The organism is Streptomyces sp. NPDC002676 (genome assembly GCF_053592455.1).
The window spans coordinates 40,195-64,474 of sequence record NZ_JBSFVT010000018.1; the positions used below are offsets into that span (position 1 = coordinate 40,195).

General features: G+C 73.0%; 18 protein-coding genes. 5 read left to right on the forward strand and 13 right to left on the reverse strand.

Annotation, left to right across the window (positions count from 1 at the left end; all coding sequences use genetic code 11):
- The first annotated feature begins 207 nt into the window (after positions 1 to 207).
- Positions 208 to 3,303, forward strand: coding sequence for an SCO5717 family growth-regulating ATPase (locus ACWD3E_RS33965; protein ID WP_451391368.1), 3,096 nt, complete (start codon positions 208 to 210; stop codon positions 3,301 to 3,303).
- 83 nt (positions 3,304 to 3,386) lie between these two features.
- Here the strand turns inward: ACWD3E_RS33965 and ACWD3E_RS33970 are convergent, their stop codons facing one another.
- The 9 genes from ACWD3E_RS33970 to rimP form a co-directional block, all read right to left on the reverse strand.
- Positions 3,387 to 4,334 (reverse strand): bifunctional riboflavin kinase/FAD synthetase, encoded by a 948-nt coding sequence (locus ACWD3E_RS33970; RefSeq protein WP_451391369.1) that lies wholly within the window; start codon positions 4,332 to 4,334, stop codon positions 3,387 to 3,389.
- Positions 4,335 to 4,464: 130 nt separating this feature from the next.
- On the reverse strand, positions 4,465 to 8,766 hold the full coding sequence (locus ACWD3E_RS33975) for a hypothetical protein (protein WP_451391426.1): 4,302 nt from the start codon (positions 8,764 to 8,766) through the stop codon (positions 4,465 to 4,467).
- Between the two features lie 401 nt (positions 8,767 to 9,167).
- Positions 9,168 to 10,073 carry a tRNA pseudouridine(55) synthase TruB gene (gene truB / locus ACWD3E_RS33980; RefSeq protein WP_451391370.1) on the reverse strand — a complete coding sequence of 302 codons (906 nt, stop codon included), beginning with the start codon at positions 10,071 to 10,073 and terminating at the stop codon, positions 9,168 to 9,170.
- Positions 10,070 to 10,531: a 30S ribosome-binding factor RbfA gene (gene rbfA / locus ACWD3E_RS33985; protein WP_451391371.1), complete on the reverse strand. Its 462-nt coding sequence runs from the start codon at positions 10,529 to 10,531 to the stop codon at positions 10,070 to 10,072. The genes truB and rbfA overlap by 4 nt, the downstream gene beginning before the upstream one ends.
- 47 nt (positions 10,532 to 10,578) lie before the next feature.
- Positions 10,579 to 10,872 carry a DUF503 domain-containing protein gene (locus tag ACWD3E_RS33990; RefSeq protein WP_451355825.1) on the reverse strand — a complete coding sequence of 98 codons (294 nt, stop codon included), beginning with the start codon at positions 10,870 to 10,872 and terminating at the stop codon, positions 10,579 to 10,581.
- Between the two features lie 199 nt (positions 10,873 to 11,071).
- The gene (gene infB / locus ACWD3E_RS33995) at positions 11,072 to 14,164 is read right to left on the reverse strand and encodes a translation initiation factor IF-2 (protein ID WP_451391372.1); all 3,093 of its coding nucleotides are present in this window, start codon (positions 14,162 to 14,164) and stop codon (positions 11,072 to 11,074) included.
- 185 nt (positions 14,165 to 14,349) lie between these two features.
- Positions 14,350 to 14,631, reverse strand: coding sequence for a YlxR family protein (locus tag ACWD3E_RS34000; protein WP_451391373.1), 282 nt, complete (start codon positions 14,629 to 14,631; stop codon positions 14,350 to 14,352).
- Positions 14,632 to 14,750: 119 nt separating this feature from the next.
- Complete coding sequence (nusA, locus tag ACWD3E_RS34005; RefSeq protein ID WP_451391374.1) at positions 14,751 to 15,749, reverse strand: transcription termination factor NusA; 999 nt, start codon at positions 15,747 to 15,749, stop codon at positions 14,751 to 14,753.
- 2 nt (positions 15,750 to 15,751) lie between these two features.
- Positions 15,752 to 16,261, reverse strand: a complete 510-nt coding sequence (gene rimP / locus ACWD3E_RS34010) for a ribosome maturation factor RimP (RefSeq protein WP_451355829.1) — start codon at positions 16,259 to 16,261, stop codon at positions 15,752 to 15,754.
- A gap of 217 nt (positions 16,262 to 16,478) precedes the next feature.
- On the opposite strand from rimP, the gene ACWD3E_RS34015 reads away from it, so the two are divergent.
- Genes ACWD3E_RS34015 through ACWD3E_RS34025 form a run of 3 tightly spaced genes read left to right on the forward strand, consistent with a single transcriptional unit; the run spans position 16,479 to position 18,448 of the window.
- Positions 16,479 to 16,994 (forward strand): hypothetical protein, encoded by a 516-nt coding sequence (locus ACWD3E_RS34015; RefSeq protein WP_451391375.1) that lies wholly within the window; start codon positions 16,479 to 16,481, stop codon positions 16,992 to 16,994.
- Entirely contained in the window at positions 16,991 to 17,494 is a 504-nt protein-coding gene (locus tag ACWD3E_RS34020) for a ferritin-like domain-containing protein (protein ID WP_451391376.1), read from the forward strand. The genes ACWD3E_RS34015 and ACWD3E_RS34020 overlap by 4 nt, the downstream gene beginning before the upstream one ends.
- A 45-nt stretch (positions 17,495 to 17,539) precedes the next feature.
- Positions 17,540 to 18,448, forward strand: a complete 909-nt coding sequence (locus tag ACWD3E_RS34025; protein WP_451391377.1) for an aminoglycoside phosphotransferase family protein — start codon at positions 17,540 to 17,542, stop codon at positions 18,446 to 18,448.
- Between the two features lie 98 nt (positions 18,449 to 18,546).
- Here ACWD3E_RS34025 and ACWD3E_RS34030 read toward each other — a convergent pair whose 3' ends face one another.
- Together ACWD3E_RS34030 and ACWD3E_RS34035 are read right to left on the reverse strand one after the other, a co-directional pair.
- Positions 18,547 to 20,250 carry a proline--tRNA ligase gene (locus tag ACWD3E_RS34030; RefSeq protein ID WP_451391378.1) on the reverse strand — a complete coding sequence of 568 codons (1,704 nt, stop codon included), beginning with the start codon at positions 20,248 to 20,250 and terminating at the stop codon, positions 18,547 to 18,549.
- A gap of 96 nt (positions 20,251 to 20,346) precedes the next feature.
- A complete protein-coding gene (locus ACWD3E_RS34035) occupies positions 20,347 to 20,877 on the reverse strand; it encodes a GNAT family N-acetyltransferase (RefSeq protein ID WP_451391379.1) in 531 nt (176 codons plus the stop codon).
- Positions 20,878 to 21,030: 153 nt separating this feature from the next.
- On the opposite strand from ACWD3E_RS34035, the gene ACWD3E_RS34040 reads away from it, so the two are divergent.
- Entirely contained in the window at positions 21,031 to 22,068 is a 1,038-nt protein-coding gene (locus ACWD3E_RS34040) for a questin oxidase family protein (protein ID WP_451391380.1), read from the forward strand.
- A 25-nt stretch (positions 22,069 to 22,093) separates the two neighbouring features.
- On the opposite strand, the gene ACWD3E_RS34045 is transcribed toward ACWD3E_RS34040, so the two are convergent.
- On the reverse strand, positions 22,094 to 22,942 hold the full coding sequence (locus ACWD3E_RS34045) for a GNAT family N-acetyltransferase (RefSeq protein ID WP_451391381.1): 849 nt from the start codon (positions 22,940 to 22,942) through the stop codon (positions 22,094 to 22,096).
- Positions 22,943 to 23,043: 101 nt separating this feature from the next.
- The gene (gene ispG / locus ACWD3E_RS34050) at positions 23,044 to 24,201 is read right to left on the reverse strand and encodes a flavodoxin-dependent (E)-4-hydroxy-3-methylbut-2-enyl-diphosphate synthase (RefSeq protein ID WP_451391382.1); all 1,158 of its coding nucleotides are present in this window, start codon (positions 24,199 to 24,201) and stop codon (positions 23,044 to 23,046) included.
- Positions 24,202 to 24,280: the final 79 nt, after the last annotated feature.

Genomic DNA, 24,280 nt, shown 5'->3' on the forward strand with positions numbered 1-24,280 from the left:
CGAGGGGTGGGCGGGCCTGCCGAGGTACGGCTCCGGATGATTAGGCTGGGATCGGGAGCGATGCCAGAACCCGTGACCGGGCGTCGGTGTCCCAGGGGGAAGACCGGTGGATGCGGACTGCCTCGAAACGACTACGGACGACTCGGAACGACACGACATGGTCGCCCCGGCACGGCATGAGGGTGCTCGACCACACCAGGAGGAACTGTGAGCAGCGATCGGGACGGGATGCGCGGGGGCTGGGCCACACCCGGCGATGACCAGCCCGACGCGGAGGCCGTCGAGACCACCGGCGAGTTCACCATCGACTACGCTCCCCCGGCCTGGTACACGCAGAACGCGTCCGGCACGTCCGGCACGTCCGGCGCACCGGGGGCGCCCGTGGGCGGTATGGGCGACTCCAACGGCTCCGGTATGACGCCGTTCCCGGGCGCACCCGCTGCCCAGCAGCAGAGCACGCCGCCCGCCGGGACGCCGTACGCCCCGCCGCCCCCGGCACCGCCCATGTCGCCCCCGGCACCGCCCGCGCCGCCCGTCGGGAACCCGGTCCCGATGCCGAAGCTGCCCGAGGGCTTCGAGCTGCAGCAGCCGGTACCCCAGCCGGAGGCTCCGAGTCCGACTCCGAGTACGGCTCCGGCTCCGGCTCCGGCTCCGGCTCCCTCCGCATACTCCGCGCCGTCTGCGCCTTCAGTGGCTTCCGCGCCTTCCGTGCCTTCCGTGCCTTCCGTGCCTTCTGTTTCGGGCGAGCCCGAGGCCGAGTCCAGCAACGGGGACCTGGAGAGCGGGGCGACCATGCGGTTCTCTGCGGTCGCTCTGAAGCGTGAGATCGCCGAGATCGCGGAGCGCGCCGCCGCCATGGAGAAGGCCGCGGCGGGCGAGGGCCCGGCGCAGGACGAGACTTCCGCCGAGGCGAACACCGACGCGCATGCGGACGCGGACGAGGACGAGGACGCCAAGAGTGCCGAGAGCGCTGACGGCGCCGAGGAGGCCGAGGACGTCGCCCCGGCCGCCGAGGCCGCCGCATCGGCCGAAGGCGCCGTCGAGGACGCCGAGGAGGACAGGGCCGAGGAAGCGAGCGAGGACCAGGGCGAGGGCGAGCCCGACGGCGCCGCCGCGTCCGGGGCTCCCGAGGCGTCCGAGGCGCCGGTGTCGCAGGACGGCTCCGTCGAGGTCACCGACTCCGCCGTACCGGAGTCCCCGGCCCCCGCCGTGCAGACCGGTACCCCCGAGGACAGCACGCCCCAGGACAGCGTCCCGCAGGCCGCCGCCGTACCGCCCGCTCCGCCCGTACCCCAGGACGCGGTGCCGGCGTGGACTCCGCCGCCGGCGCCGCAGGCCGGCGTGCCCCCGCTGCCGCCCTCCTACCAGCCCGCCGCCCCCAGCCCGGCGGCCCAGTGGCCCGCGCAGCCCGCGCCGCAGCAGCCGGGCCCGATGCCCGCCCAGCCGCAGCCGCAGCCGCAGGCCGCGCAGGGTCCCGGCGGTGTGCCCGGCCAGCAGCCGCCGTTCCAGCCGCAGGCGCCGCAGCCCGCACCCGCCGCCTGGAACCAGCCGGGCCAGCCGGGCCAGCCCGGTCAGCCCGGTCAGCCGCACGCCCCCGGCACTCCCGTCCCCGGTGCCCCCGCTCCGGCACCGCAGCATCCCATGGCCGGTCCGAACCCGCAGGGCGGCTACGGCTTCCCGCAACCCGGCATGCCCAACCCCCAGCCCCAGCCCCAGCCCGGTGGTTACGGCTTCCCCCAGCCCCCGGCGCCTCAGCCGGCCCCCAACGGCCCCACCCCGCAAGGCGGCTACGGCTTCCCGCAGCCCGGCATGCCCAACCCTCAGCCTCAGCCTGGCGGTTACGGCTTCCCCCAGCCCCCGGCGCCCCAGAACCAGCAGGCCCCTCAGAACCCGCAGGCCCCCCAGGCCCCCCAGAACCCGCAGGGTGTCGACGCCGCCGCCGTCCCGCAGGCTCCGCCGGCCCCGCAGCCCCCGGTCGACCCCCGGGCCGGTGCCGCATGGCCGCAGCCGATGCAGCACGACCAGCGGCAGCCGACCAACCCCGGTGCCGCGCCGCTGGGTTACACGGCGGCCGTGGAGCTGTCCTCGGACCGGCTGCTCAACAACAAGAGGCAGAGGCCGAAGAGCGGACGGCCTGCCGCCGCCTCGTCCCGGTTCAAGCTGGGCGGGAAGAAGGAAGAGGCCGAGCGGCAGCGCAAGCTGGAGCTGATCCGCACGCCGGTGCTCTCCTGCTACCGGATAGCGGTCATCAGCCTCAAGGGTGGCGTCGGCAAGACGACCACCACCACCGCCCTCGGCTCCACCCTCGCCATCGAGCGGCAGGACAAGATCCTCGCCATCGACGCGAACCCGGACGCCGGTACGCTCGGGCGGCGGGTGCGCCGGGAGACCGGGGCCACCATCCGTGACCTCGTCCAGGCGATCCCGTACCTCAACTCGTACATGGACATCCGCCGGTTCACCTCGCAGGCGCCCTCCGGTCTGGAGATCATCGCCAACGACGTGGACCCGGCCGTGTCGACCACGTTCAACGACGAGGACTACCGGCGCGCCATCGACGTGCTCGGCCGGCAGTACCCGGTCATCCTCACCGACTCGGGCACGGGCCTGCTGTACAGCGCCATGCGCGGCGTGCTCGACCTCGCCGACCAGCTCATCATCATCTCGACGCCGTCGGTGGACGGTGCGAGCAGCGCCAGTACGACGCTGGACTGGCTGTCCGCACACGGGTACTCCGACCTCGTCTCCCGTTCCATCACGGTGATCTCCGGGGTCCGCGAGACCGGAAAGACGATCAAGGTCGAGGACATCGTGGCGCACTTCGAGACCCGTTGCCGCGGGGTGATCGTGGTGCCGTTCGACGAGCACCTGGCCGCCGGTGCCGAGGTGGACCTGGACATGATGCGGCCGAAGGTCCGGGAGGCGTACTTCAACCTCGCGGCCATGGTCGCCGAGGACTTCGTACGGCACCAGCAGTCGCACGGTCTGTGGACCAGCGACGGCAACCCGCCGCCGGTGGCCGCCCCGCCGATGCCGGGCCAGCCCATGCCGGGTCAGCCCTATCCGCAGGGCCAGCCGTATCCGCCTCAGCAGGGCCAGCCGTACGCGCAGGCCCCCGTCCAGGAGCTGTACACCGGACCGCCGCAGCCCTATCCGGCACAGCCGCAGCAGCCCCAGCAGCCGTACCCGCCGGTCCCGGGCCAGGCCTACCCGCCGCAGGCCCCCGGTCAGCCCTACCCGCCGCAGCAGGGTCACCCGCAGCCTCCGCAGCCTCCTCAGGGGCAGCAGCCGCCCCAGCAGTAGGACGGCATGAAGAAGGGCGGCCGGTGCGTCTTCCGCACCGGCCGCCCTTTCGCTGCGCGAGGAGGACCTGCTCCTCCGTCGGCCTACTTCTCCGCGGCCACGATCTCCCGGCACCGCTGGACGTCCAAGGCCATCTGCTTCAGCAGGGCCTCCAAGGAGTCGAACTTGGCCTGGCCGCGCACATAGGCGAGGAAGTCGACGGCGACGTGCAGGCCGTACAGGTCGAGGCCGACGCGGTCGATGGCGTACGCCTCCACCGTGCGCTCGGTGCCGTCGAACTGCGGGTTGGTACCGACGGAGATCGCGGCCGGCATGACCTCGCCCTGGGCGTGCAGCAGGCCGGCGTAGACGCCGTCGGCGGGGATCGCGGTGTGTGGGAGCGTCTCGACGTTGGCCGTGGGGAAGCCCAGTTCACGGCCGCGCTGGGCGCCGCGCACGACGATGCCCTCCACCCGGTGCGGGCGGCCCAGGATCTCGCGGGCGCCCGCGACGTCGCCCTCGCCGACCAGCTTCCGGGTCAGGGTCGAGGAGAACGGACGGCCGCCGCCCGCCTCTCCGGTGACGTACAGGTCGACCACCTCGACCTCGAAGTCGTAGATCTTGCCCTGCTCTGCGAGGAACTCCACGTCGCCGGCCGCCTTGTGGCCGAAGCGGAAGTTCGGGCCCTCCACGACCGCCTTGGCGCGCAGCTTGTCGACCAGCACCTTGACGACGAACTCGGCGGGCGACAGCTTCGAGAACTCGGTAGTGAAGGGGAGGATCAGGCATGCGTCGACGCCCAGCTCCGCCATCAGCTCGGCGCGCCGGTGGTGCGGGGCGAGCAGCGGCGGGTGGCTGCCGGGGCGGACGACCTCGCTGGGGTGCGGGTCGAAGGTGACCACGACGGCGGGAACGCCCAGCTCGCGGGCGCGGTCGACCGCGTGCTTGATGATCAGCTGGTGGCCTCGGTGGACACCGTCGTAGGAACCGATGGTGACGACGCTGCGCCCCCAGTCCTCGGGGATGTCCTCCAAGCCACGCCAGCGCTGCACTGTCACCGCTCCTCGAACCCGTGCTCGTGCCTACCTTGACCTCTTGTGCAGGTCTAAGGGTGCCATGCCGGGTGGCCCGCGTCGGCATCGGCATCGTCGCTGTGACGGGGGGCACGTTCGGCGCAGCGATTCACGCCGGTACGCCCGCCCCCGCCAGGTTCTCGATCATGCGGCAGGTGCTGGGGCCCACCACGGCGGCCCAGTCGTCCGGGGTGTCGGCCAGCCAGCGGGCCATCAGGGCGGCGAAGCCGGGCACCTGGCGGCCAAGATCGACCAGGCCGCGGTCGAAGCGGGTGGCGCCGTCGGGGGTGCGGACGAGGAGCAGACCGGTGCGGTGGACAAGGCCGCGGACCTCGTCCCCGCAGGTGTCGGCATGCCGGACCGCCGTCTGCAGCACGGCGGCCAGGACGGCCGGTTCCCGCTCGTGGGCGAACAGGACCTCCAGGAGTTCGCGGCGCACCGGGCGGGAGGCGGGCGTGCCGGGGGCGCTGAGGACAGTGGCGAGGGCCGCCCGGACCTGTTCCGGGCCGCCGTCCAGGAGCCCAGTGACCAGGGGCAGCAGCACGGGACGCGCGGTGGGGCCCTGCTCGAGGCGGCGGTCGACGTGGGCGGCGACGTCCCCTGCGGTCTCCGGTCGCAGCTCCACCGTCTCCCGCACGAGGGCGGCGATGCGGCGGGCCAGGTCCGGGGTGGTGACGTCGGCGAGGGTGCGCAGCGCCGCGGGAGCCTCCGGGCCGCGCAGCCGGGCTCGGAAGGCCTCCAGGACCGGTCCGGTGTGGGTGGCCAGGGCTGGGACCAGGGCGGCGGGCGGGAACCGGGGGTCGCCTTCGGCGAAGTGCCGCAGGGCCTCGGTGAGATACCGGTCGCGGGTGCGCGGATCGTGCACCAGGAGGGCGAGGGCGCCGCCGTGCAGGGCGCGGTCGGCGGGGTGGGCGAGCACGGCGAGTGCGGCGTAGCGCAGCAGCTCGCGGTCGGCCGCCGAGCGGACGTGGGGGGCCGTACGGAGCCCGATCGCGACCGCGGCGACCCGGCGGGCGGGGCGCTCGTCGTGCGCCCAGCGGTCCACGGCCCGGCATACGGCCGAGGGCTCTTCCTCGGCGAGGACGTCGAGCAGTTCGTCGGCCCGACGATGGGCGCTGTCTACGAGCGCCTCGGTGAGGTCGTCCAGGGCGCCGTGCCGGTGGGTGTGCAGCAGCGCCTGCGCGGCGGTCGCCACGGTGGCGTGCGGGGTCGCGGGCAGGGGGCGCTCGTCGTCGAACCATCCCGTCAGCCGTGCCTGTACGGCGGCGGGCTCGGCGGCGAGCAGTCGGGCGACGGCATCGAGGTAGCGCTCGGTGCCGGCAGGGGCCTCCGGCGGGGCCTGGTCGGCCGGTACGAGCCGGCGCAGCAGGTCGAGGCGCTCGGTGCCGGAGACGGCCAGCGCGGTCCAGAAAGCGGGCCCGAACTCGGCGGGTACGGTCTGCTGCTCCAGGCTCCAGGCGACGACACGGTCGGCGAGCAGGCGCAGCACTTCCGTGTAGGGGGTCGCGTCCGGCACCTGCAGCAGGGTCCGGGCGAGCAGCCGAGCGGCCCACCAGGAGCCGGGATCCTGGTCCAGGGCTTCCACCAAGTCCCTTAGCTTGAAAGAGAGTTGGCGGGGGCTGTGCTGGCGGCCGAGCAGGAGCAGGGCTTGGACGACCGGGCCGACGCGGTGGTACGGCACGGGGACCGGGTGGGCGCCCCGGGGGCCGCGGGGGCGGTGGACCAGGGCGTGCAGGGCCTCGTCCAGGTCGAGGTGCATGCCCTGGATCCAGTCGGCCAGTTCCTCGTGGGCGAAGCGGTAGCCGCCGCCGGCCGGGACCAGGAGGCCCTCGGTGAGCACGGCGGAGGCCCAGCCGGTCCCGCCGCCGAGCCGGGCCGGGGCCGGCCCCCACGGGAACACGGCCTCGAAGGACTCCCGGCCCAGTTCGCCCTGCCCGGGGCCGAGGCTGCGCCGGGCGGCCTCGTGCACCTGCCCGGCCACCCGCGCCGCGAGCCGCCGTACGGCCGTGCCACGCAGGCCGCCCTCTACGGCGAGGCGCACCGCGATGCGCAGGCACATCAGGTCGAGGTAGGCGGCGAAGACCTCGTGCCGGTCGACGGGCCGGGCTGCCTGGGCGCCCGGGAGTGCGGCGCGGACCTCGGAGTACAGCCGGAGGGTGAGCGGATGCCGGGCGTCCCGATCGGCGAGGGCACCGTCGGGGACGTCGTGGCGGGACCGGGCCCGACGGGCCTCGTCCGGAGTGAAGTCGCTGAGCCGCACGCAGGGCGGGAGGGCGCCGCGCCGCTCGGCTGGGGTGCGGGGCAGGTGTGGCGGGCCGGCGGGGTCGTGCGGCGGGCCGGCGGGGTTGTGCGGCGCACCGGCAGGGGTCTGCGACGAGCCACCGGAGGCGTGCGGCAAGCCTGTGGAGGCCTGGGGCGCGCCGACAGAGGTACGCGACACGCCACCGGAGGCATCCAGCAGGCCGGCAGGGGCCTGCGGCAAGCCACCGCAGGCATGCGACAGGCCGGCGGTGGCATGCGGTGCGCCAACGGCGGCGTGCGACAGGCCAGCCGAGGCATGCAGCGGGCCTGCAGCGGCCCCTGACAAGCCACCGGAGACTTGCGACAGATCAGCGGACGCGTGCGACAAGCCGGTAAAGGCCTGCGGCGCGCCGACAGAGGTATGCGACACGCCACCGGAGGCGTCCGGCAGGTCGGCAGGGGCCTGCGACAAGCCACCGCAGGCATGCGACAGGCCGGCGGTGGCATGCGGTGCACCAACGGCGGCGTGCGACAGGCCGGCCGAGGCATGCAGCGGGCCTGCAGCGGCCCCTGACAAGCCACCGGAGACTTGCGACAGATCGGCGGACGCGTGCGACAAGCCAGTAGAGGCTTGCGGCGCGCCGACAAAGGTACGCGACACGCCACCGGAGGCGCCCGGCAGGCCGGCAGGGGCCTGCGACAAGCCACCAGAGGCATGCGACAGACCGGCGGGGACGTGCGGTGCGCCGACAGCGGCGTGCGACAAGCCAGCCGAGGCATGCAGCGGGCCTGCAGGAGTGCCTGACAAGCCACCAGAGGCAGGCAACGCGTCGGCAGGCGTGTGCAGCAGCCCTGCCGGAAACTCCGCCCCGGCGCGCTCCCAGTACTCCTCCCGGCAGGCCACCACCAGCCGTGCCCCCGTCTCCCGCAACCAGTCGGCCGTTCCCTTGGTCCACTGGGGCAGCCGGTGAGCGAGGACGGGTGGCATCTCCTCGGGGCAGTCGAGGAGCAGCAGCAGGGGTCGGCCGGCCCGCGCCGCGAGCCGGGCCAGGCGCTCGGGGGCGAGGTCGCCGAGGTCCGCGGGGTGGGCGGAGCGGGAGGCGGCGACGATCCGGGCGGCGCGTTCAAGCGTGCGGCGCGCCGCGTCAGCCACGGAGTCGTCGGCGTCCCGCAGATCGGCGCCGCGCAGCCACAGCGTGGGGGCGGGCCGCTCGGCCCGGTCGCGGCGGGCGGCGAGGGCGGCGAGTTCCGTCGTACGACCGCTGCCGGGGGCGCCGACGAGGCCGAGCACGGCCCGTCCGCCGTCGCTGAAGGAATCCAACTCCCTTGTCGTATCGGCTCGTTCGACGGGCTCCAGAGGGCACGGTACGGCGCCTCCGGTCCGGCGGGCGGAGCGGGCGAGGGCGCCGGGCGGGCCGTCCTGGCCGACCGAGGTGGCGGTCAGTTCCAGGACGCCGGCGAGGTTGAGGTCGGCGCCGTACGCGGGCACGGTGGCCGCGTTGCGGGCGAGCAGCTCGGCGAGGGGGCCGTCGGCGGGCCGCAGCGGCACCGCGAAGCCCGTGTCGCGCTGGGCGGAGTGCAGGGCGGTGCCCAGGACGCCGAGCACCGCGCCGGTGTCCGCGTCGAGCACCGGCCCCCCAGCCGCGCCGCCGCCCAGTCGCAGCGCGTCCCGGCCGGCCGTGCCGATCGCCAGCTCCAGCGCGTCGTCCAGGAGGTGGAAGCGGTCTGTGGCGGTGTACGTCACCTGGGTGGCGGCCAGGACCCGCGCCTCGCGCCAGCAGCCGGCCAGGATCCGTACGTAGGTGCCGGCCGGGATCCGCTCCCGTACGGTCAGCGGCAGCGGCTCCACGTCCAGGCCCTCGGTGCGGACCAGGGCCAGGTCGAGGTCGGGCAGCGGGGTGACGGCATCGGCGTCGACCACGCAGGTGCGGTCCCCGGCGGCGTGCAGGACCAGCCGGGGCAGACCGTCGACGGTCTCGTGGCTGGTGAGGAGGGTGCCCTGGTGGTCGGCGAGGAAACCGACACCTCGGGGGCGTCCGGCGAGATCGTGGATGCGGACCAGGGCGACGACGTCGGCCGTCCCGGCGCTGCCGCCGGCCGAGACAGCGCCCCGCACCGGGCCGGTGCCGCCCGCCGGGCCGACGCCGCCAGTTGGACCAACGCCGCGCATCCGCGCGGTGCCGCTCGTCCGCGTCGTGCCGCCCGCAGGGCAGGCACCGCTCGCCTGTTCCCGCGTCCCGTCCGCCGCCGCCCGGCGACCGCCTCCGGTCCGCGGGCCGCGTCCCGCCATGGCCGTACCTCCCCGCCCGTGCACCCCGTGCCCGTACACACGCGCCGTGCTCTGTCTTTCGACGGTAGGCGCGCGGTGATCAGCGGGACAGCTCGCGCGGCGAAAGCGCCCCCTTCCGCTCCCCCGGTTCACTCCGAGCGCCTGCCCGGACGGGTGAACAGCAGGGGGCAGCTGGATACACCTTAGGGATGGGGGAACCGAGGGGGGACCGTGGAGCGGCGGCAGGGGCCCACTCCGTGGCCGGCCGCCGCTCCACGGGCGGAGGCGGATGCGCCGGGGTGTCAGCCGAAGATGGCCAGGCTCTTGGCCTTGCCCCGGTGCTCCTCGACGAGCGCGATGAAGCGACCCTCCGGGTCGAACACGGCGACGGGTCCGGCGCCCGCGTACTCCTCGGGCATCTCCAGCCGGACGCCGTTGACGAGCAGCCGGGAGCGCTTGGCGTCCACGTCCCAGCGCGGGAACGCGGCCGTGGCGGCCTCGGCGATCGGCATCACGGTCAGCTCTGCCTGGAGCTGGTCCAGCGTCTTCGCGGAGTCGAGCTTGTACGGCCCGACGCGGGTCCGGCGCAGCGCGGTGAGATGACCGCCGACGCCCAGGTCGGCGCCGAGGTCGCGGGCGAGGGCGCGGATGTAGGTGCCGGAGGAGCAGACCACCGAGACGACCAGGTCGAGCACGGCGGTGCCGTCCTCGGCTACGGCGTCGCGGACGTCGTAGACCGCGAAGGACGAGACGGTCACCGGCCGGGCGGGGATGTCGAAGTCCTCGCCCTCGCGGGCCCGCTTGTACGAGCGCACGCCGTCGATCTTGATGGCGCTGACCTTGGACGGCACCTGCATGATGTCGCCGGTCAGCTTGGCGATGCCCGCGTCGATCGCGGCCCGGTTCACCTTCGACGCGTCGGTGGAGGAGGTGATCTCCCCTTCGGCGTCGTCGGTGAGGGTGTTCTGGCCCAGGCGGATGGTGCCCAGGTACTCCTTCTCCGTGAGGGCGAGGTGCCCGAGGAGCTTGGTGGCGCGCTCGACGCCGAGGACGAGAACGCCGGTCGCCATCGGGTCGAGGGTGCCGGCGTGACCGACGCGCCGCGTGCGCGCGATCCCGCGCATCTTGGCGACGACGTCGTGAGAGGTGAAGCCCGACGGCTTGTCGACGATGACAAGGCCGTCGGGCGTGGTGTGCTTCTGGGTCATTCCGCGGCGTCGCCGTCCGTCTCGTTCGCGTCCTCTTCGGACGGCTTGCGGTACGGGTCGGCTCCGCCCGCGTACGCCGCGCCGGCGGAGGCCTCGCGGACCTTCGCGTCGGACTGCCGGGCCTTGTCGAGGAGGTCCTCGATGGTCCGGGCGGTGTCCGGCAGGGCGTCCGCGACGAAGGTGAGGGTGGGCGTGAACTTCACGCCGGCGGCGCGGCCGACCTCGGAGCGCAGGATGCCCTTGGCGCTCTCCAGTCCGGCCGCGGCGGCCTGCCGCTCCTCGTCGTCCCCGTAGACCGTGTAGAAGACGGTCGCCTCCCGCAGGTCACCCGTGACCCGAGTGTCCGTGATGGTGACGTGCGAGCCGAGTCGCGGGTCCTTGATCCCGCGCTGCAGCTTCTGGGCCACCACCTCTCGGATGAGGTCCGCCAGCCTTTTCGCCCGCGCGTTGTCGGCCACTGGTCCGTCTCCCGTTCTTTCCTGTCTGCGTTCTGTGGGTTCTGTGGTCAGTCGTCGTCGCCGTGCAGCCGCCGTCGTACGGACAGCAGCTCCACTTCGGGGCGCCCGGCGACCAGCCGTTCGCACCGGTCGAGTACGTCGATGACGTGCGCCGCGTCACCGGAGACCAGGGCAATGCCGATAAGGGCCCGCCGGTGAAGGTTCATGTGGTCCACCTCGGCCGCGCTCACGGCGTACTTCCGCTGGAGTTCGGCGACGATCGGGCGGACGACGGAACGCTTCTCCTTCAGCGAGTGGACGTCGCCGAGGAGGAGGTCGAAGGACAGAGTCCCCACGTACATGTGTGTAACCGGTTCACCCGCCGGTACGGGATCGGTGGCCCCGGGTCCGTGTGGCCGGGGACATCAAGAACCGTACCGCTTACCTGCCGGTGGCTCGACAGGGTTTCCTCCGCACCACCCTGGGGGCTCCGCCTCCAGGAACGCGGCGCTGGCCGGCGGGACCGAGGTCCCGCCGGCCAGCTTCAGACACCGCCTGCGATTACGCCCGCGGCTTCTCGCGCATCTCGTACGTCGCGATGACGTCGTCGACCTTGATGTCGTTGAAGTTACCGAGGTTGATACCACCCTCGTAGCCTTCGCGGATCTCGGTGACGTCGTCCTTGAAGCGACGCAGGCCCTCGATGTTGAGGTTCTCCGCGACCACCTTGCCGTCGCGGATGAGGCGCGCCTTGGTGTTGCGCTTGACCTCGCCCGAGCGGATGAGGACACCGGCGATGTTGCCCAGCTTGGACGACTTGAAGACCTCGCGGATCTCCGCCGTACCCAGCTCGACCTCTTCGTACTCCGGCTTGAGCATGCCCTTGAGGGCCGCCTCGATCTCCTCGATCGCCTGGTAGATGACCGAGTAGTACCGGACGTCCACACCCTCGCGCTCGGCCATCTGCGCCGCGCGGCCGGCCGCGCGGACGTTGAAGCCGATCACGATGGCGTCGGAACCCATCGCCAGGTCGATGTCGGACTCCGTGACCGCACCGACGCCGCGGTGCAGGACGCGGATGTCGACCTCTTCGCCGACGTCCAGCTGGAGCAGGGAGGACTCGAGGGCCTCGACGGAACCAGAAGCGTCACCCTTGATGATCAGGTTCAGCTGCTGGACCTCGCCGGCCTTGAGCACCTTGTCCAGGTCCTCGAGCGAGACACGGCGCGTGCGCTTGGCGAAGGCCGCGTTCCGCTCGCGGGCGGCGCGCTTCTCGGCGATCTGACGGGCCGTACGGTCCTCTTCGACCACCAGGAAGTTGTCGCCCGCACCCGGGACGTTGGTCAGGCCCAGGACCTGGACCGGCGTCGACGGGCCGGCCTCGGCGACGTTGTTGCCGTTGTCGTCGAGCATGGCGCGGACTCGGCCGTAGGCGTCGCCCACGACCATCGTGTCGCCGACCCGCAGCGTGCCTCGCTGGACGAGGACCGTCGCCACGGCACCACGGCCGCGGTCGAGACGGGACTCGATCGAGATGCCCTGCGCGTCCTGGGCCGGGTTGGCCCGCAGGTCGAGCGAGGCGTCGGCCGTGAGGACCACGGCCTCCAGCAGCGAGTCGATGTGCAGACCCTGCTTGGCGGAGATGTCGACGAACATCGTGTCGCCGCCGTACTCCTCGGCCACCAGGCCGTACTCGGTCAGCTGACCGCGCACCTTGGTCGGGTCGGCACCCTCGACGTCGATCTTGTTGACCGCGACGACGATCGGGACGTCGGCCGCCTTGGCGTGGTTGAGCGCCTCGACCGTCTGCGGCATGACGCCGTCGTTGGCCGCGACGACCAGGATCGCGATGTCGGTCGACTTCGCACCACGGGCACGCATGGCGGTGAACGCCTCGTGACCCGGGGTGTCGATGAAGGTGATCCTGCGCTCTTCGTCGTTGACCTCGGTCGAGACCTGGTAGGCACCGATGTGCTGGGTGATGCCGCCGGCCTCGCCCGCGATGACGTTCGTCTTGCGGATGGCGTCGAGCAGTCGGGTCTTACCGTGGTCGACGTGACCCATGACGGTGACGACCGGCGGACGGACCACCAGGTCACCCTCGTCGCCCTCGTCCTCGCCGAACTCGATGTCGAAGGACTCGAGCAGCTCGCGGTCCTCCTCCTCGGGGCTGACGATCTGAACCGTGTAGTTCATCTCGCCCGCGAGGAGCTGCAGCGTCTCGTCGGAGACGGACTGCGTGGCCGTGACCATCTCGCCGAGGTTCATCATGACCGCGACGAGGGACGCCGGGTTGGCGTTGATCTTCTCCGCGAAGTCGGTGAGCGACGCGCCGCGGGAGAGACGGATGGTCTCGCCGTTGCCGCGCGGCAGCATCACGCCGCCGACGCTCGGGGCCTGCATGGCCTCGTACTCCTGGCGCCTCTGCCGCTTCGACTTGCGACCGCGACGCGCGGGACCACCGGGACGGCCGAAGGCGCCCTGCGTGCCACCGCGGCCACCGGGACCACCGGGACGACCGCCGAAGCCGGGACGGCCACCGCCGCCGCCGGCACCACCGGGACCACCCGGACGGCCGGCGAAGCCGCCGCCACCGCCACCGGGACCAGCCGGACGGCCGGCGAAGCCGCCACCGCCGCCACCGGGACGGGCGAAGCCGCCGCCACCCGGACGACCGCCGCCGCCACCGGGACGACCGCCGCCACCGGGACCGCGGCCACCGGGACCACCGCCGCCGGGACGCGGGCCCGCAGCGGGACGCTGCGGCATCATGCCGGGGTTCGGACGCGGACCGGCCCCCGGGCCGGGACGCGGACCGCCCTGCGGACGGGGCATGCCCGCCGGGCTCGGACGGGAACCGCCCGGAGCCTGCGGACGCGGACCGCCGCCCTGGGCGCCGGGCGCCTGCGGACGGGGACCGGCACCGGGAGCACCCGGGCCACCCGGACGCGGACCGCCCTGCGGGCGCGGGGCCTGCGGGCGGGCCATGCCGGTGGAGCCACCGGAGGTGAAGGGGTTGTTACCCGGACGCGGACCGGCCGGACGGGCACCCGGACGCGGGGCCTGACCACCGGAACGCGGGCCACCCTGGCCCGGACGGGCCGCGGCCTGACCCTGACCCTGACCGGCCGGACGGCCACCGGGCTTCGGGGCGCCGGGGCGGGCACCGGGACGCGGGCCCTGGGCGGCCGGAGCCTGCGGGGCCTGAGCGGCAGGGGCAGCCGGCGGAGCGGTGAACTCCGGGGCGGCCGGAGCCGGACGCGGCGCGGGCTTCGGGCCCGGAACCGGACGCGGGCCCGGCGCAGGGGTCACCGGCGTGGGGGTCAACGGGGCCGACGGGGTCGCAGGCACCGCCGGAGCGGCGGGCTGCTGGGCCGTCGGAGGCTTGGGGACCGCCGGCTTCGGAGCAGCCGGACGGGCCGCCTGCGCCGGGGAGGGCGCGGCGGGCTTGGGGGCAGCCTTGCGCGGGGCGGGCTTACCGGCGGACTTGCCGGAGCCGCCCTGGAAGGCGTCGGTCAGCTTACGTACTACGGGCGCTTCGATGGTCGAAGACGCCGAACGGACGAATTCACCGAGTTCCTGGAGCTTGGCCATGACGACCTTGCTCTCGACACCGAACTCCTTGGCGAGTTCGTAGACCCGGACCTTAGCCACTTCGCTCCTCTGAGGTCCGGGTGAAGCCGGACCGTCGCTAGTTCATGGGCGTACTCATCGCGTACTCATCGAGTGCTCATCGCAATCTCGACCTGCTTTCGACTCGCGAGGTACCAGGCCGTACGGGGGACTTCCGTACGGCACGCTTCCTTACCGTGTTGCCTGCTCAGCATCGTGTTACCTGCTCAGCAACTGTCCGTCTGCCCGACGTACCGGCGCAACGCCTTTATGTCGAGCGGCCCCGGGACGCGCAGCGCCCGCGGAAACGCCCGGCGGCGTACCGCCTGGTCGAGACAGACCAGGTCGGGGTGTACATACGCACCCCGGCCGGGCAGCGTACCGCGAGGATCGGGAACGCAGTGTTCTCCATCCGCCACGGTGCGCAGCAACTCGTCCTTGGCCGCTCGCTGCCTGCACCCCACACAGGTGCGCTCAGGGCATGCGCCGACACGCGTCCGGCCAGACACTCCTTAGTCTACCTCCCCGTACCGACCTCACCCCTTCGGGGGAAAAGTCGAACAGATACTCGACGCAAGCTTCATGATCCCAGCAATGCCAGCGCGCACCGTCCGGGATCTATTCCCGGCTACTCGCCGGCACGCTCCGCGGCCTGCTCGGTGTCCGGGCGGATGTCGATCCGCCAGCCGGTGAGCCGGGCCGCGAGCCGCGCGTTCTGGCCCTCCTTGCCGATGGCCAGCGACAGCTGGTAGTCCGGCACGGTGACCCGGGCGGACCGGGAGGCCATGTCGACGACCTCCACCTTGGACACCCGAGCGGGTGACAGCGCGTTCGCCACCATCTCCGCCGGGTCGTCCGACCAGTCCACGATGTCGATCTTCTCGCCGTTCAGCTCGCCCATCACGTTGCGCACCCGGCCGCCCATGGGGCCGATGCAGGCGCCCTTGGCGTTCAGGCCCGCACGGGTGGACCGTACGGCGATCTTGGTGCGGTGGCCGGCCTCGCGGGCGATCGCGGCGATCTCCACCGAGCCGTCGGCGATCTCCGGCACCTCCAGGGCGAAGAGCTTCTTCACCAGATTGGGGTGCGTACGCGAAAGAGTGACGGACGGTCCGCGCACACCCTTCGCCACCCGTACGACGTACGAGCGCAGCCGCATGCCGTGCGGGTACGACTCGCCGGGCACCTGCTCCTGCACCGGCAGGATGGCCTCCAGCTTGCCGATGTCGACGAGCACGTTCTTCGGGTCGCGGCCCTGCTGGACCACACCGGTGACGATGTCGCCCTCACGGCCGGCGTACTCGCCGAGCGTCGCGTCGTCCTCGGCGTCCCGCAGCCGCTGCAGGATCACCTGCTTGGCGGTGGTGGCGGCGATCCGGCCGAAACCGGACGGGGTGTCGTCGAACTCGCGGGGCTCCTGGCCCTCTTCGAGGTCCTCGGGGTCCTCCTTCGCCCACACGGTCACATGGCCGGTCTCCCGGTTCAGCTCCACGCGCGCGTGGCGGCGGCTTCCCTCGGTGCGGTGGTAGGCGATGAGGAGGGCCGACTCGATCGCCTCGACCAGCAGGTCGAAGGAGATCTCCTTCTCCCGAACCAAGCCCCGCAGGGCGCTCATGTCGATGTCCACGGCTACGCCTCCTCCTCTTCCTTCATGTCCTTCTTGTCCTTGCGGTTGAACTCGACCTGCACGCGCGCCTTCGCGATCTCCGGGAAGGCGAGCCGACGGGTCGTGGCCTTGCGCCCCTTGACGCCGGGAACCTCCAGCTCCAGCCCCTCGTCGTCCACCGTCAGGATCCGGGCTACCAGTTCGCCGCCCTCGGTCAGCTGGAACTTCACGAGCCGGTCGACAGCGCGCACGTAGTGCCGGTGCTCGGTGAGGAGCCGCTCCGCGCCGGGGGTGCCGACCTCCAGGTCGTACGCGTCCTCACCCATGGCGTTCGTCTCGTCCAGCTTCGCCGAGAGCGCGCGGCTCACATCGGCGATCTGGTCCAGGTCCGCTCCGGTGTCGGAGTCCACGACGACCCGCAGCACCCGCTTGCGTCCGACGAGCTCCACGGCGATCTCTTCGAGATCCAGCCCCTGGGAGGTGACGAGCGGTTCCAGCAGCTCTCGCAGCCTCTCGCTCTGGGTGGTGCTCATCCGGGTGACTCCTCGGCCGCGTGTGCTGTTGTGGGATGGGTCGCGTGTCTGGTCAAAGGGTATCCGGTCGCGGGGAGTGTTGCCGTCCACCTGTGTACGGGCGGTGCCGGTGAGTGGTGTGCACGGGGCGCGCGGGTACGGTGATCACGGGCGTGCCGCCCGTTGGCCGGCCTTCTCCTGTTGTTCCCTTCATACGAGTTCCCCGAGGACGTCTGCAGTGCCGTACCCCCCGCCGCCGCGCACCCCCTCGGGGCCGCGCAGAAGAACCCTGCTCGCCTCCGTCGCCGGGGCCGCCCTGCTGGCCGGCTGTACGGCCGATCCGGACTCCGGAGGCGGCGGCTCGACAGCGGCCACACAGGCACGCGCGCGTGCGGCGCGGGACAGCGCGGGGCTGCTGGAGCAGTACGACGCCGTGCTCGCCGCGCATCCGGCGCTGGCGAAGGAGCTGCGCCCGCTGCGCGCGGCGGTCGCCGCGCACGTGAAGGCGTTCGGCGGCAAGGCCGCGGGCGCGGCCACGAAGTCCGCGTCCCCCACGGCCTCTCGCACAGCTTCCCCAGTCGTCCCGCCCCGGCCGAAGGACGCCCTGGCCTCGCTGGCCGACGCCGAGCGGGGTGTGGCCGACCGGCGGGCCCGGGACCTGCTGCAGGTGCCGGGCGAGCTGGCGCGGCTGCTGGCGTCGGTGTCGGCGGCCGGGGTGGCGCACGCGTACCTGCTGACGGAGGGGGCCAAGTGAGCGACGAGGAGAAGCAGGCCGAACTGGCGGCGCTCCAGGCGGCGCTGGCCGCCGAGCACGCTGCGGTGTACGGCTACGGCGTCGTCGGCGGGCAGATCGGCGGGGCGAGGCGCACCGAGGCACGGGCCGCCTACGACGCGCACCGCTCCCGCCGGGACGCGCTGGCCCGCGAGGTCCGTGACCTGGGCGGCCGGCCCGTGGCGGCGAACGCCGGGTACGCGCTGCCGTTCCCGGTGCCGGACTCAGCGGCTGCGGTCCGGCTCGCCGCGCAGTTGGAGGAGCGGCTGGCCGGGGTGTACGCGGACCTGGTGCGGGCGGCGACGGGCGCGCGGCGCGGTTCCGCCGCGGCGGCACTGCGCGAGGCAGCGGTGCGGGCGGTGCGCTGGAGCGGGGAGAGCGTAGCCTTCCCTGGGCTCGCCGAGCGCTCCGGCGAGGGGACCGGTGCGGCGGGAACGACCGCGGGAGTGGCACCGTCGTCCACCGCCTCGGTGGCCCCGTAGGCGCCCCCACGACATCCCGTAACTGCAGGAAGGAACGACTCGCGCATGGCTTTCGAACCGCCGCCCCGCCTGGAGCGGGCGCTCGGTGAGACGGCACCGGCCGGGGACGACTGGCTGGCGAAGCTGCCCCAGACGGCCGAACGGGCTGTCGACCGGCGCGAGTTGACCGTCGAGCGGGTCCAGCTTCCAGGCGGCCGGAGCAGCCTGGTGGTGCTGGTGCGACTGGCCGACGGCACCCCGGCCGTGCTGAAGCTGGCCCCGCCCCGGGCCCGCCCACAGAGCGAGCGGGCCGCGCTGGCGCACTGGGGTGGCGTGGGCGCCGTACAGCTGCTGGAGGCCGGCCCGGAGGAGCCCGAGGAGGGCGTGCTGCTGCTGGAGCGGCTGCACCCGGACGTCTCGGTGCGGTCGCTGCCGGAGGCGAAGGCCCTGCTGGAGGCGGCGGGCACGCTGCGCCGGCTGTGGGTCGAGCCGCCGGCCGGGCACACCTTCGAGACGGTGGCGGAGCGCACCGGACGGCAGGCGGCGGCGATGCGGGCGGGCGCGCAGGCCGCTCCCGAGACGGCGCCGCTGGTCGACGCGGCGCTCGCGGCCCGCGAGGAGTTGCTGGCCGCTCCGCCCGAACACCGCCTGCTGCACGGCACGTTCCGGCAGAGCAAGGTGCTCGCCGGGGAGCGGACCCCCTGGCTCGCGGTGGGTCCGGACCCGGTGGTCGGCGAGTGCGCCTTCGACCTGGCCCGGCTGGTGCGGGACCGGGTGGAGGACCTGATCGCGGCGCCGTCCGGACCGGCCGTCACCCGGCGCCGGATCAAGCGGCTCGCGGAGTCGCTGGAGGTGGACCAGGAGCGGCTGCGTGGCTGGACGCTGTTCCGCGCGGTGGAGTCCGGGGTGCGGGCGCTTCGGGTGGGGCGGCCGAACGACGCGGAGCTGTTGCTGGAGTTCGCCGGGTGGCTTTAGGACGGCCGTAGAACGGCTTTCGGACGCCCGCACGGCGGAGCCGCGGATACGACACAGCCCCGCGCCCTTTCCGGGCACGGGGCTGTGTCGCAGTCGTACTACGCCGTCAGACGCGCGATCGCGTCCTCGACCGACAGCTCCTCGCGCTCACCGGTCTTGCGGTCCTTCAGCTCCAGCACGCCCTCGCCGGAGCGGCGGCCTGCCACCAGGATCTGCGGTACGCCGATCAGCTCGGCGTCGGTGAACTTCACGCCCGGGGAGACCCCGGCCCGGTCGTCCACCAGGACGCGGACACCCGCGGCGGCCAGCTTCTCGGCCACGTCGAGGGCCAGCTCGGTCTGCAGGGCCTTGCCGGCGGCGACGACGTGCACGTCGGCCGGGGCGACCTCCTTGGGCCAGCACAGGCCCTGCTCGTCGGCGGTCTGCTCGGCGAGGGCCGCGACCGCGCGGGAGACGCCGATGCCGTAGGAGCCCATGGTGACGCGGACCGGCTTGCCGTTCTGGCCGAGGACGTCGAGCTTGAGGGCGTCGGCGTACTTGCGGCCCAGCTGGAAGATGTGGCCGATCTCGATGGCGCGGTCCAGCTTCAGGCCGGTGCCGCACTTCGGGCAGGGGTCGCCCTCCTGGACCACGACGACGTCCACGTACTCGTCGACCTCGAAGTCACGGCCGGCGACGACGTTCTTGGCGTGCGTGTGCTCCTTGTTGGCGCCGGTGATCCAGCCGGTGCCGGGGGCCACGCGCGGGTCGGCGATGTACTTCACCTTCTCGCCCAGGCCCTGCGGGCCGACGTAGCCGCGCACCAGGTCGGGGCGGCCCGCGAAGTCCGCCTCGGTGACCATCTCGACGACCGCCGGGGCGAAGTGCTCCTCGACCTTGCCCAGGTCGACCTCGCGGTCGCCGGGCACACCCACGGCGATGATCTCGCCGTCCACCTTGACCAGCAGGTTCTTCAGCGTCGCGGAGGCCGGGACGCCGAGGGAGGCGGCCAGGGTCTCGATGGTCGGGGTGTCGGGGGTGGGGATCTCCTCCAGCGCGGGGACGTCCGAGCCGTCAACCGGCTTCAGCTCGTAGCTGATCGCCTCGGTGTTGGCCGCGAAGTCGCAGTTCGGGCAGTCCGCGAAGGTGTCCTCGCCGGCCTCCGCCGGGGCGAGGAACTCCTCGGACTTGGAGCCGCCCATCGCGCCGGCGGTGGCGGCGACGATGCGGTAGTCGAGGCCGAGGCGCTCGAAGGTGCGCTGGTAGGCCTGACGGTGCAGGGCGTAGGACGTGCCGAGGCCCTCGTCGTCCAGGTCGAAGGAGTACGAGTCCTTCATCAGGAACTCACGGCCGCGCAGGATGCCGGCGCGCGGACGGGCCTCGTCCCGGAACTTGGTCTGGATCTGGTAGAGGATCACCGGCAGGTCCTTGTAGGACGTGCACTGGTCCTTGACCAGGAGGGTGAAGATCTCCTCGTGGGTGGGGCCGAGGAGGTAGTCGCCGCCCTTGCGGTCCTTCAGCCGGAACAGCTCCTGGCCGTACTCGTCCCAGCGGCCGGTGGCCTCGTAGGGCTCACGGGGCAGCAGGGCGGGGAGCGAGACCTCCTGGGCGCCGATGGCGTCCATCTCCTCGCGGACGATCCGCTCCACGTTGGCGAGGACCTTCTTGCCGAGGGGCAGCCAGCTCCAGATGCCGGCGGCGGTGCGGCGGACGTAGCCGGCGCGGACGAGGAGCTTGTGGCTGAGGACCTCGGCGTCCGCCGGGTCGTCGCGCAGCGTCTTCGCCATCAACTGGGACATGCGCTGGACCGGTGCGTTGGCCATGGTTCTCGTACTCCTGCCGGGAAAGGTTGATGGCATGGAGGTTAGCCGGGCTGGCTGTGTCCGCGGAAATCGGTTATGGGGCTCGCGCGCACGTGCCTACTTGCGGCGCAGCGGCAGGGGGGCGCCCATCACGGCGTACGGCCGGGGGGCGCTCGGGAAGTGGACCTGGCGGGCGAGGTCGACGTAGCCGAGCGAGTGGTAGAGGCCGCGGGCCGGGCTGTCGGTGTCGATCGCGGAGAGGATCGAGCGGGGTTCGTCGGCCGTGTCGGTGATCGTGGTGATCAGCCGCCGCCCGATGCCCCTGTTCTGGTGCCGGGGGTGGACGTGCAGTTCGGTGATGACGAACGCGTCGTCCAGCCAGGCGGCGTTGTCGTTGGCGCGCAGGTACGGCTCGACGATCGTGGACCACCAGTGGGTGCGGGAGTTGGGCATGCCGTAGACGAAGCCGATCAGCCGCCCGCGGCTGGTGGCGCCGAAGGCCCGGGCGCCCGGGTACTGCATGTGGCGCAGGACGATCTGGCGGCGCACGGCCACCTCGTCGGGGCCCAGGCCGAAGGCGACGGCTTGGACCGCCAAAGCCTCGTCCACGTGGGCGGACAGGTCCAGGGGGCCGATCACGACGTCCATGCGGGGAGCGTACAGGGGAGGGCGTCCTTGCCGTCCTGACGTCGGCCGCTCACTCCGCTGCACTACGACCGTGGTCCTAGGCCGGACGCACGGCCGCGGTTCGATCCCCCGGCCGATGATCACTCCCCGGCCGCGCGGCTACATTCCGGGGGCATGGACATCGACAGCACGCTCGACGAGGCCTACGAACGACTGCACCGCAGCGGTCCGGAGTTCGAGGGATGGCTGACCAACCACGGCCCGATGGCCGTCGAAGCCCTGGTCCGCAACGGGCACGGGCGCCAGGTCCATCGCTGGCTGGACCGCTACATGGACCGGCTGGACGAACTGCCGCGCGGCGTCTCGCCGCTCGCCGCGGACGAGTGGCGTGCGGCGCTCGGGGATCCGCGGCGGCTCGGCGACTGGCTCACGTACTTCGACCGCGAGGTGCGGGAGCGGCCCTGGCGCACGCTGCTGGAGACGTGGTGGCCGCGGCTCCTGCCCGGTATCGCGGCCGGTGCCACCCACGGGGTGATCCGTCTCGGCCACGCGGTGCATGCCCTGCTGGCCCAGGAGGACGGGCCCCGGCTCGCCGAGTTCGGCCAGGCCCTCGGCTACTGGGCCGCGCGCTGGCAGCCGGTGCCGTCCGCCCTGCCGTCCGGCAGCGCCGATCCCGCCACCGCCCTCGCCGGGGTGCCCCGGATCCCCGACCAGAGCGCGGGCATCAACCACCGGCTCGGCCAGCTGGCCGGCGTGCCGGAATGGCCGGTCGCGCTGGCGGCGCTGCGGCCCGCCGCGGACCCGGAGCAGGCCCGCGAGCTGCTGGACGGCCTGACGACCGCCGCCGTCCTGCACTACCTCCCCAACGCGCACGGTTCGGCGGTCATGCTGGTGCACTCGGCGACCGCGCCGATGGCGGTGCTGCGCATCCTGCCGGCGCTCCCGCGCGACCAGTGGGCACCCAGCCTGCACGCGGCGTGGGCGGCCTGCGCGGCCGTCACGGCGGCCTACGGCCCGGCCGCCCCCGCGCCCGAGGCCGACCTTCCCACCGCGCCCCAGTCACCGGACGAGGTCTTCGACCTGGCCGCCCGGCACGGCGACGAGCACGTCATCAAGCTCGCCGACACCTGCCTCGACGTACACGAGCGCACGGGCCGCCCGGAGTCACTCGCGGCAGTGGTCCGCGCGGCGGGGCTGATCGAGGAGCTGTAGCGGGGGACGTCCGAGAGGCAGGGCTCTAGAAGAGGATGCTCATGAACGCGCCGACTTCCTGGAACCCCACCCTCCGATACGTCCTCCTCGCCGCCGTGTTGAAGTCGTTGACGTAGAGGCTGACCACCGGCGCCACATCGTCCAGCGCGTAGCGCAGCACCGCCGCCATGCCGGGGGCCGCCAGGCCCCTGCCCCGGTACTCGGGCGCGACCCAGACTCCCTGGATCTGGCAGGCCTGGGCGGTCGCCGCGCCGATCTCCGCCTTGAAGACGACCTTGCCGTGCGCGTCGAGGCGGGCGAAGGAGCGCCCGGTGCCGACGAGTTCGGCGACGCGGGCCTGGTAGAGGAGGCCGCCGTCACCGGCCATCGGCGAGACGCCCACCTCCTCGGTGAACATCGCCACGCACGCCGGCAGGATCGTTTCCATCTCGTCCTTTCGGATGCGGCGGACGAGGGGGTCGGGGGCGATGTCTGCGGGCATGCGGTCGGTGACCATCAGCGGCTGGTGGGCGCGGACCTCGCGGGCCGGGCCCCAGTGCGGCTCCAGCAGCCGCCACAGCTCGGCGGTGGACTGGGCGGCACCGACGATGGAGGAGCAGCGGCGGCCCGCCCGCCGGGCCCGGTCGGCGAAGGCGCGCACGGCGCGCGGGGTGGCGCAGATCGGGACGAGGTTGGCGCCCGCGTAGCACAGGGACGTGAGTATGCCGTCCTCGTACCAGCCCCACATCTCGCCGCCGAGCCGCCACGGGTCGAGGCCCGCGATCTGGACCCGGGCGGTCACGAAGGCGTTCGTGACCGGCTCGCGGTTCAGTACGGCGAGTGCGGCGTCAAGGTCGCTCGGTTCGAGCACCCGTGAGGTGGTCTGGGTCAACACGTGCGGGGGCCTCATCCGGAGGTTCTGCTGATCTCCAGACTGTACCTGCCGACGGTGTGTCGCGCCGCCCCCGCCAGGGCGGCGCGGAAGGGGCCCGGGGATCAGCCCGCCACCGAGACCGACGGCTCGCCGGAGGCCACGCCGGCATCCTCCATCTGCTCGGCGAGCTTCATGGCCTCCTCGATGAGGGTCTCCACGATCTTGGACTCGGGGACGGTCTTGATGACCTCGCCCTTCACGAAGATCTGGCCCTTGCCGTTGCCGGAGGCGACACCGAGGTCGGCCTCACGGGCCTCGCCGGGGCCGTTGACGACGCAGCCCATGACGGCGACACGCAGCGGGACCTCCATGCCCTCCAGGCCCGCGGTGACCTCTTCGGCGAGCTTGTAGACGTCGACCTGGGCACGGCCGCAGGACGGGCACGAGACGATCTCCAGGCCGCGCTGGCGGAGGTTCAGCGACTCCAGGATCTGGATGCCGACCTTGACCTCCTCGGCGGGCGGGGCGGAGAGGGAGACGCGGATGGTGTCGCCGATGCCCTGGCTGAGCAGCGCACCGAAGGCGACGGCCGACTTGATCGTGCCCTGGAAGGCGGGGCCGGCCTCGGTGACGCCGAGGTGGAGCGGGTAGTCGCACTGCTCGGCGAGCTGCCGGTACGCCTCGATCATCACGACCGGGTCGTTGTGCTTGACGGAGATCTTGATGTCCCGGAAGTCGTGCTCCTCGAAGAGGGACGCCTCCCACAGCGCCGACTCGACCAGGGCCTCCGGGGTCGCCTTGCCGTACTTCTGCAGCAGACGGCGGTCCAGGGAGCCCGCGTTGACGCCGATGCGGATCGGGGTGCCGTGGTCCTTCGCGGCCCGCGCGATCTCCTTGACCTTGTCGTCGAACTGCTTGATGTTGCCCGGGTTCACCCGGACCGCCGCGCAGCCCGCCTCGATCGCCGCGAACACGTACTTCGGCTGGAAGTGGATGTCCGCGATCACCGGGATCTGCGACTTCTTGGCGATGGTCGCCAGAACGTCGGCGTCGTCCTGCGTCGGGCAGGCCACCCGCACGATCTGGCAGCCGGACGCGGTCAGCTCCGCGATCTGCTGCAGCGTCGCGCCGACGTCCGACGTACGGGTCGTGGTCATCGACTGGACCGAGACGGGCGCGTCTCCACCGACCGCCACGCTTCCGACCTGGATCTGCCGGCTCTTGCGGCGCTCGGCGAGCTTGGTCGGAACGGACGGCATGCCGAGAGAAATCGCAGTCATCTGCTGTGCAACCCCAAGTCGTGGATCAAGGTCCGGCCCCATGAACGGCGGGCTCCAGGCTTCGAGATTACGACACCGC

Bases quoted from the DNA above. Each gene is read 5' to 3' on its own strand.
- ACWD3E_RS34030 (WP_451391378.1), bottom strand. From the start codon at position 20,250: ATGGCCAACGCACCGGTCCAGCGCATGTCCCAGTTGATGGCGAAGACG.
- rimP (WP_451355829.1), bottom strand. From the start codon at position 16,261: ATGAGCACCACCCAGAGCGAGAGGCTGCGAGAGCTGCTGGAACCGCTC.
- ACWD3E_RS33975 (WP_451391426.1), bottom strand. From the start codon at position 8,766: ATGCGCGGCGTTGGTCCAACTGGCGGCGTCGGCCCGGCGGGCGGCACC.
- ispG (WP_451391382.1), bottom strand. From the start codon at position 24,201: ATGACTGCGATTTCTCTCGGCATGCCGTCCGTTCCGACCAAGCTCGCC.
- ACWD3E_RS34040 (WP_451391380.1), top strand. From the start codon at position 21,031: ATGGACATCGACAGCACGCTCGACGAGGCCTACGAACGACTGCACCGC.
- truB (WP_451391370.1), bottom strand. From the start codon at position 10,073: ATGACCCAGAAGCACACCACGCCCGACGGCCTTGTCATCGTCGACAAG.
- ACWD3E_RS33990 (WP_451355825.1), bottom strand. From the start codon at position 10,872: ATGTACGTGGGGACTCTGTCCTTCGACCTCCTCCTCGGCGACGTCCAC.
- ACWD3E_RS34025 (WP_451391377.1), top strand. From the start codon at position 17,540: ATGGCTTTCGAACCGCCGCCCCGCCTGGAGCGGGCGCTCGGTGAGACG.
- ACWD3E_RS34035 (WP_451391379.1), bottom strand. From the start codon at position 20,877: ATGGACGTCGTGATCGGCCCCCTGGACCTGTCCGCCCACGTGGACGAG.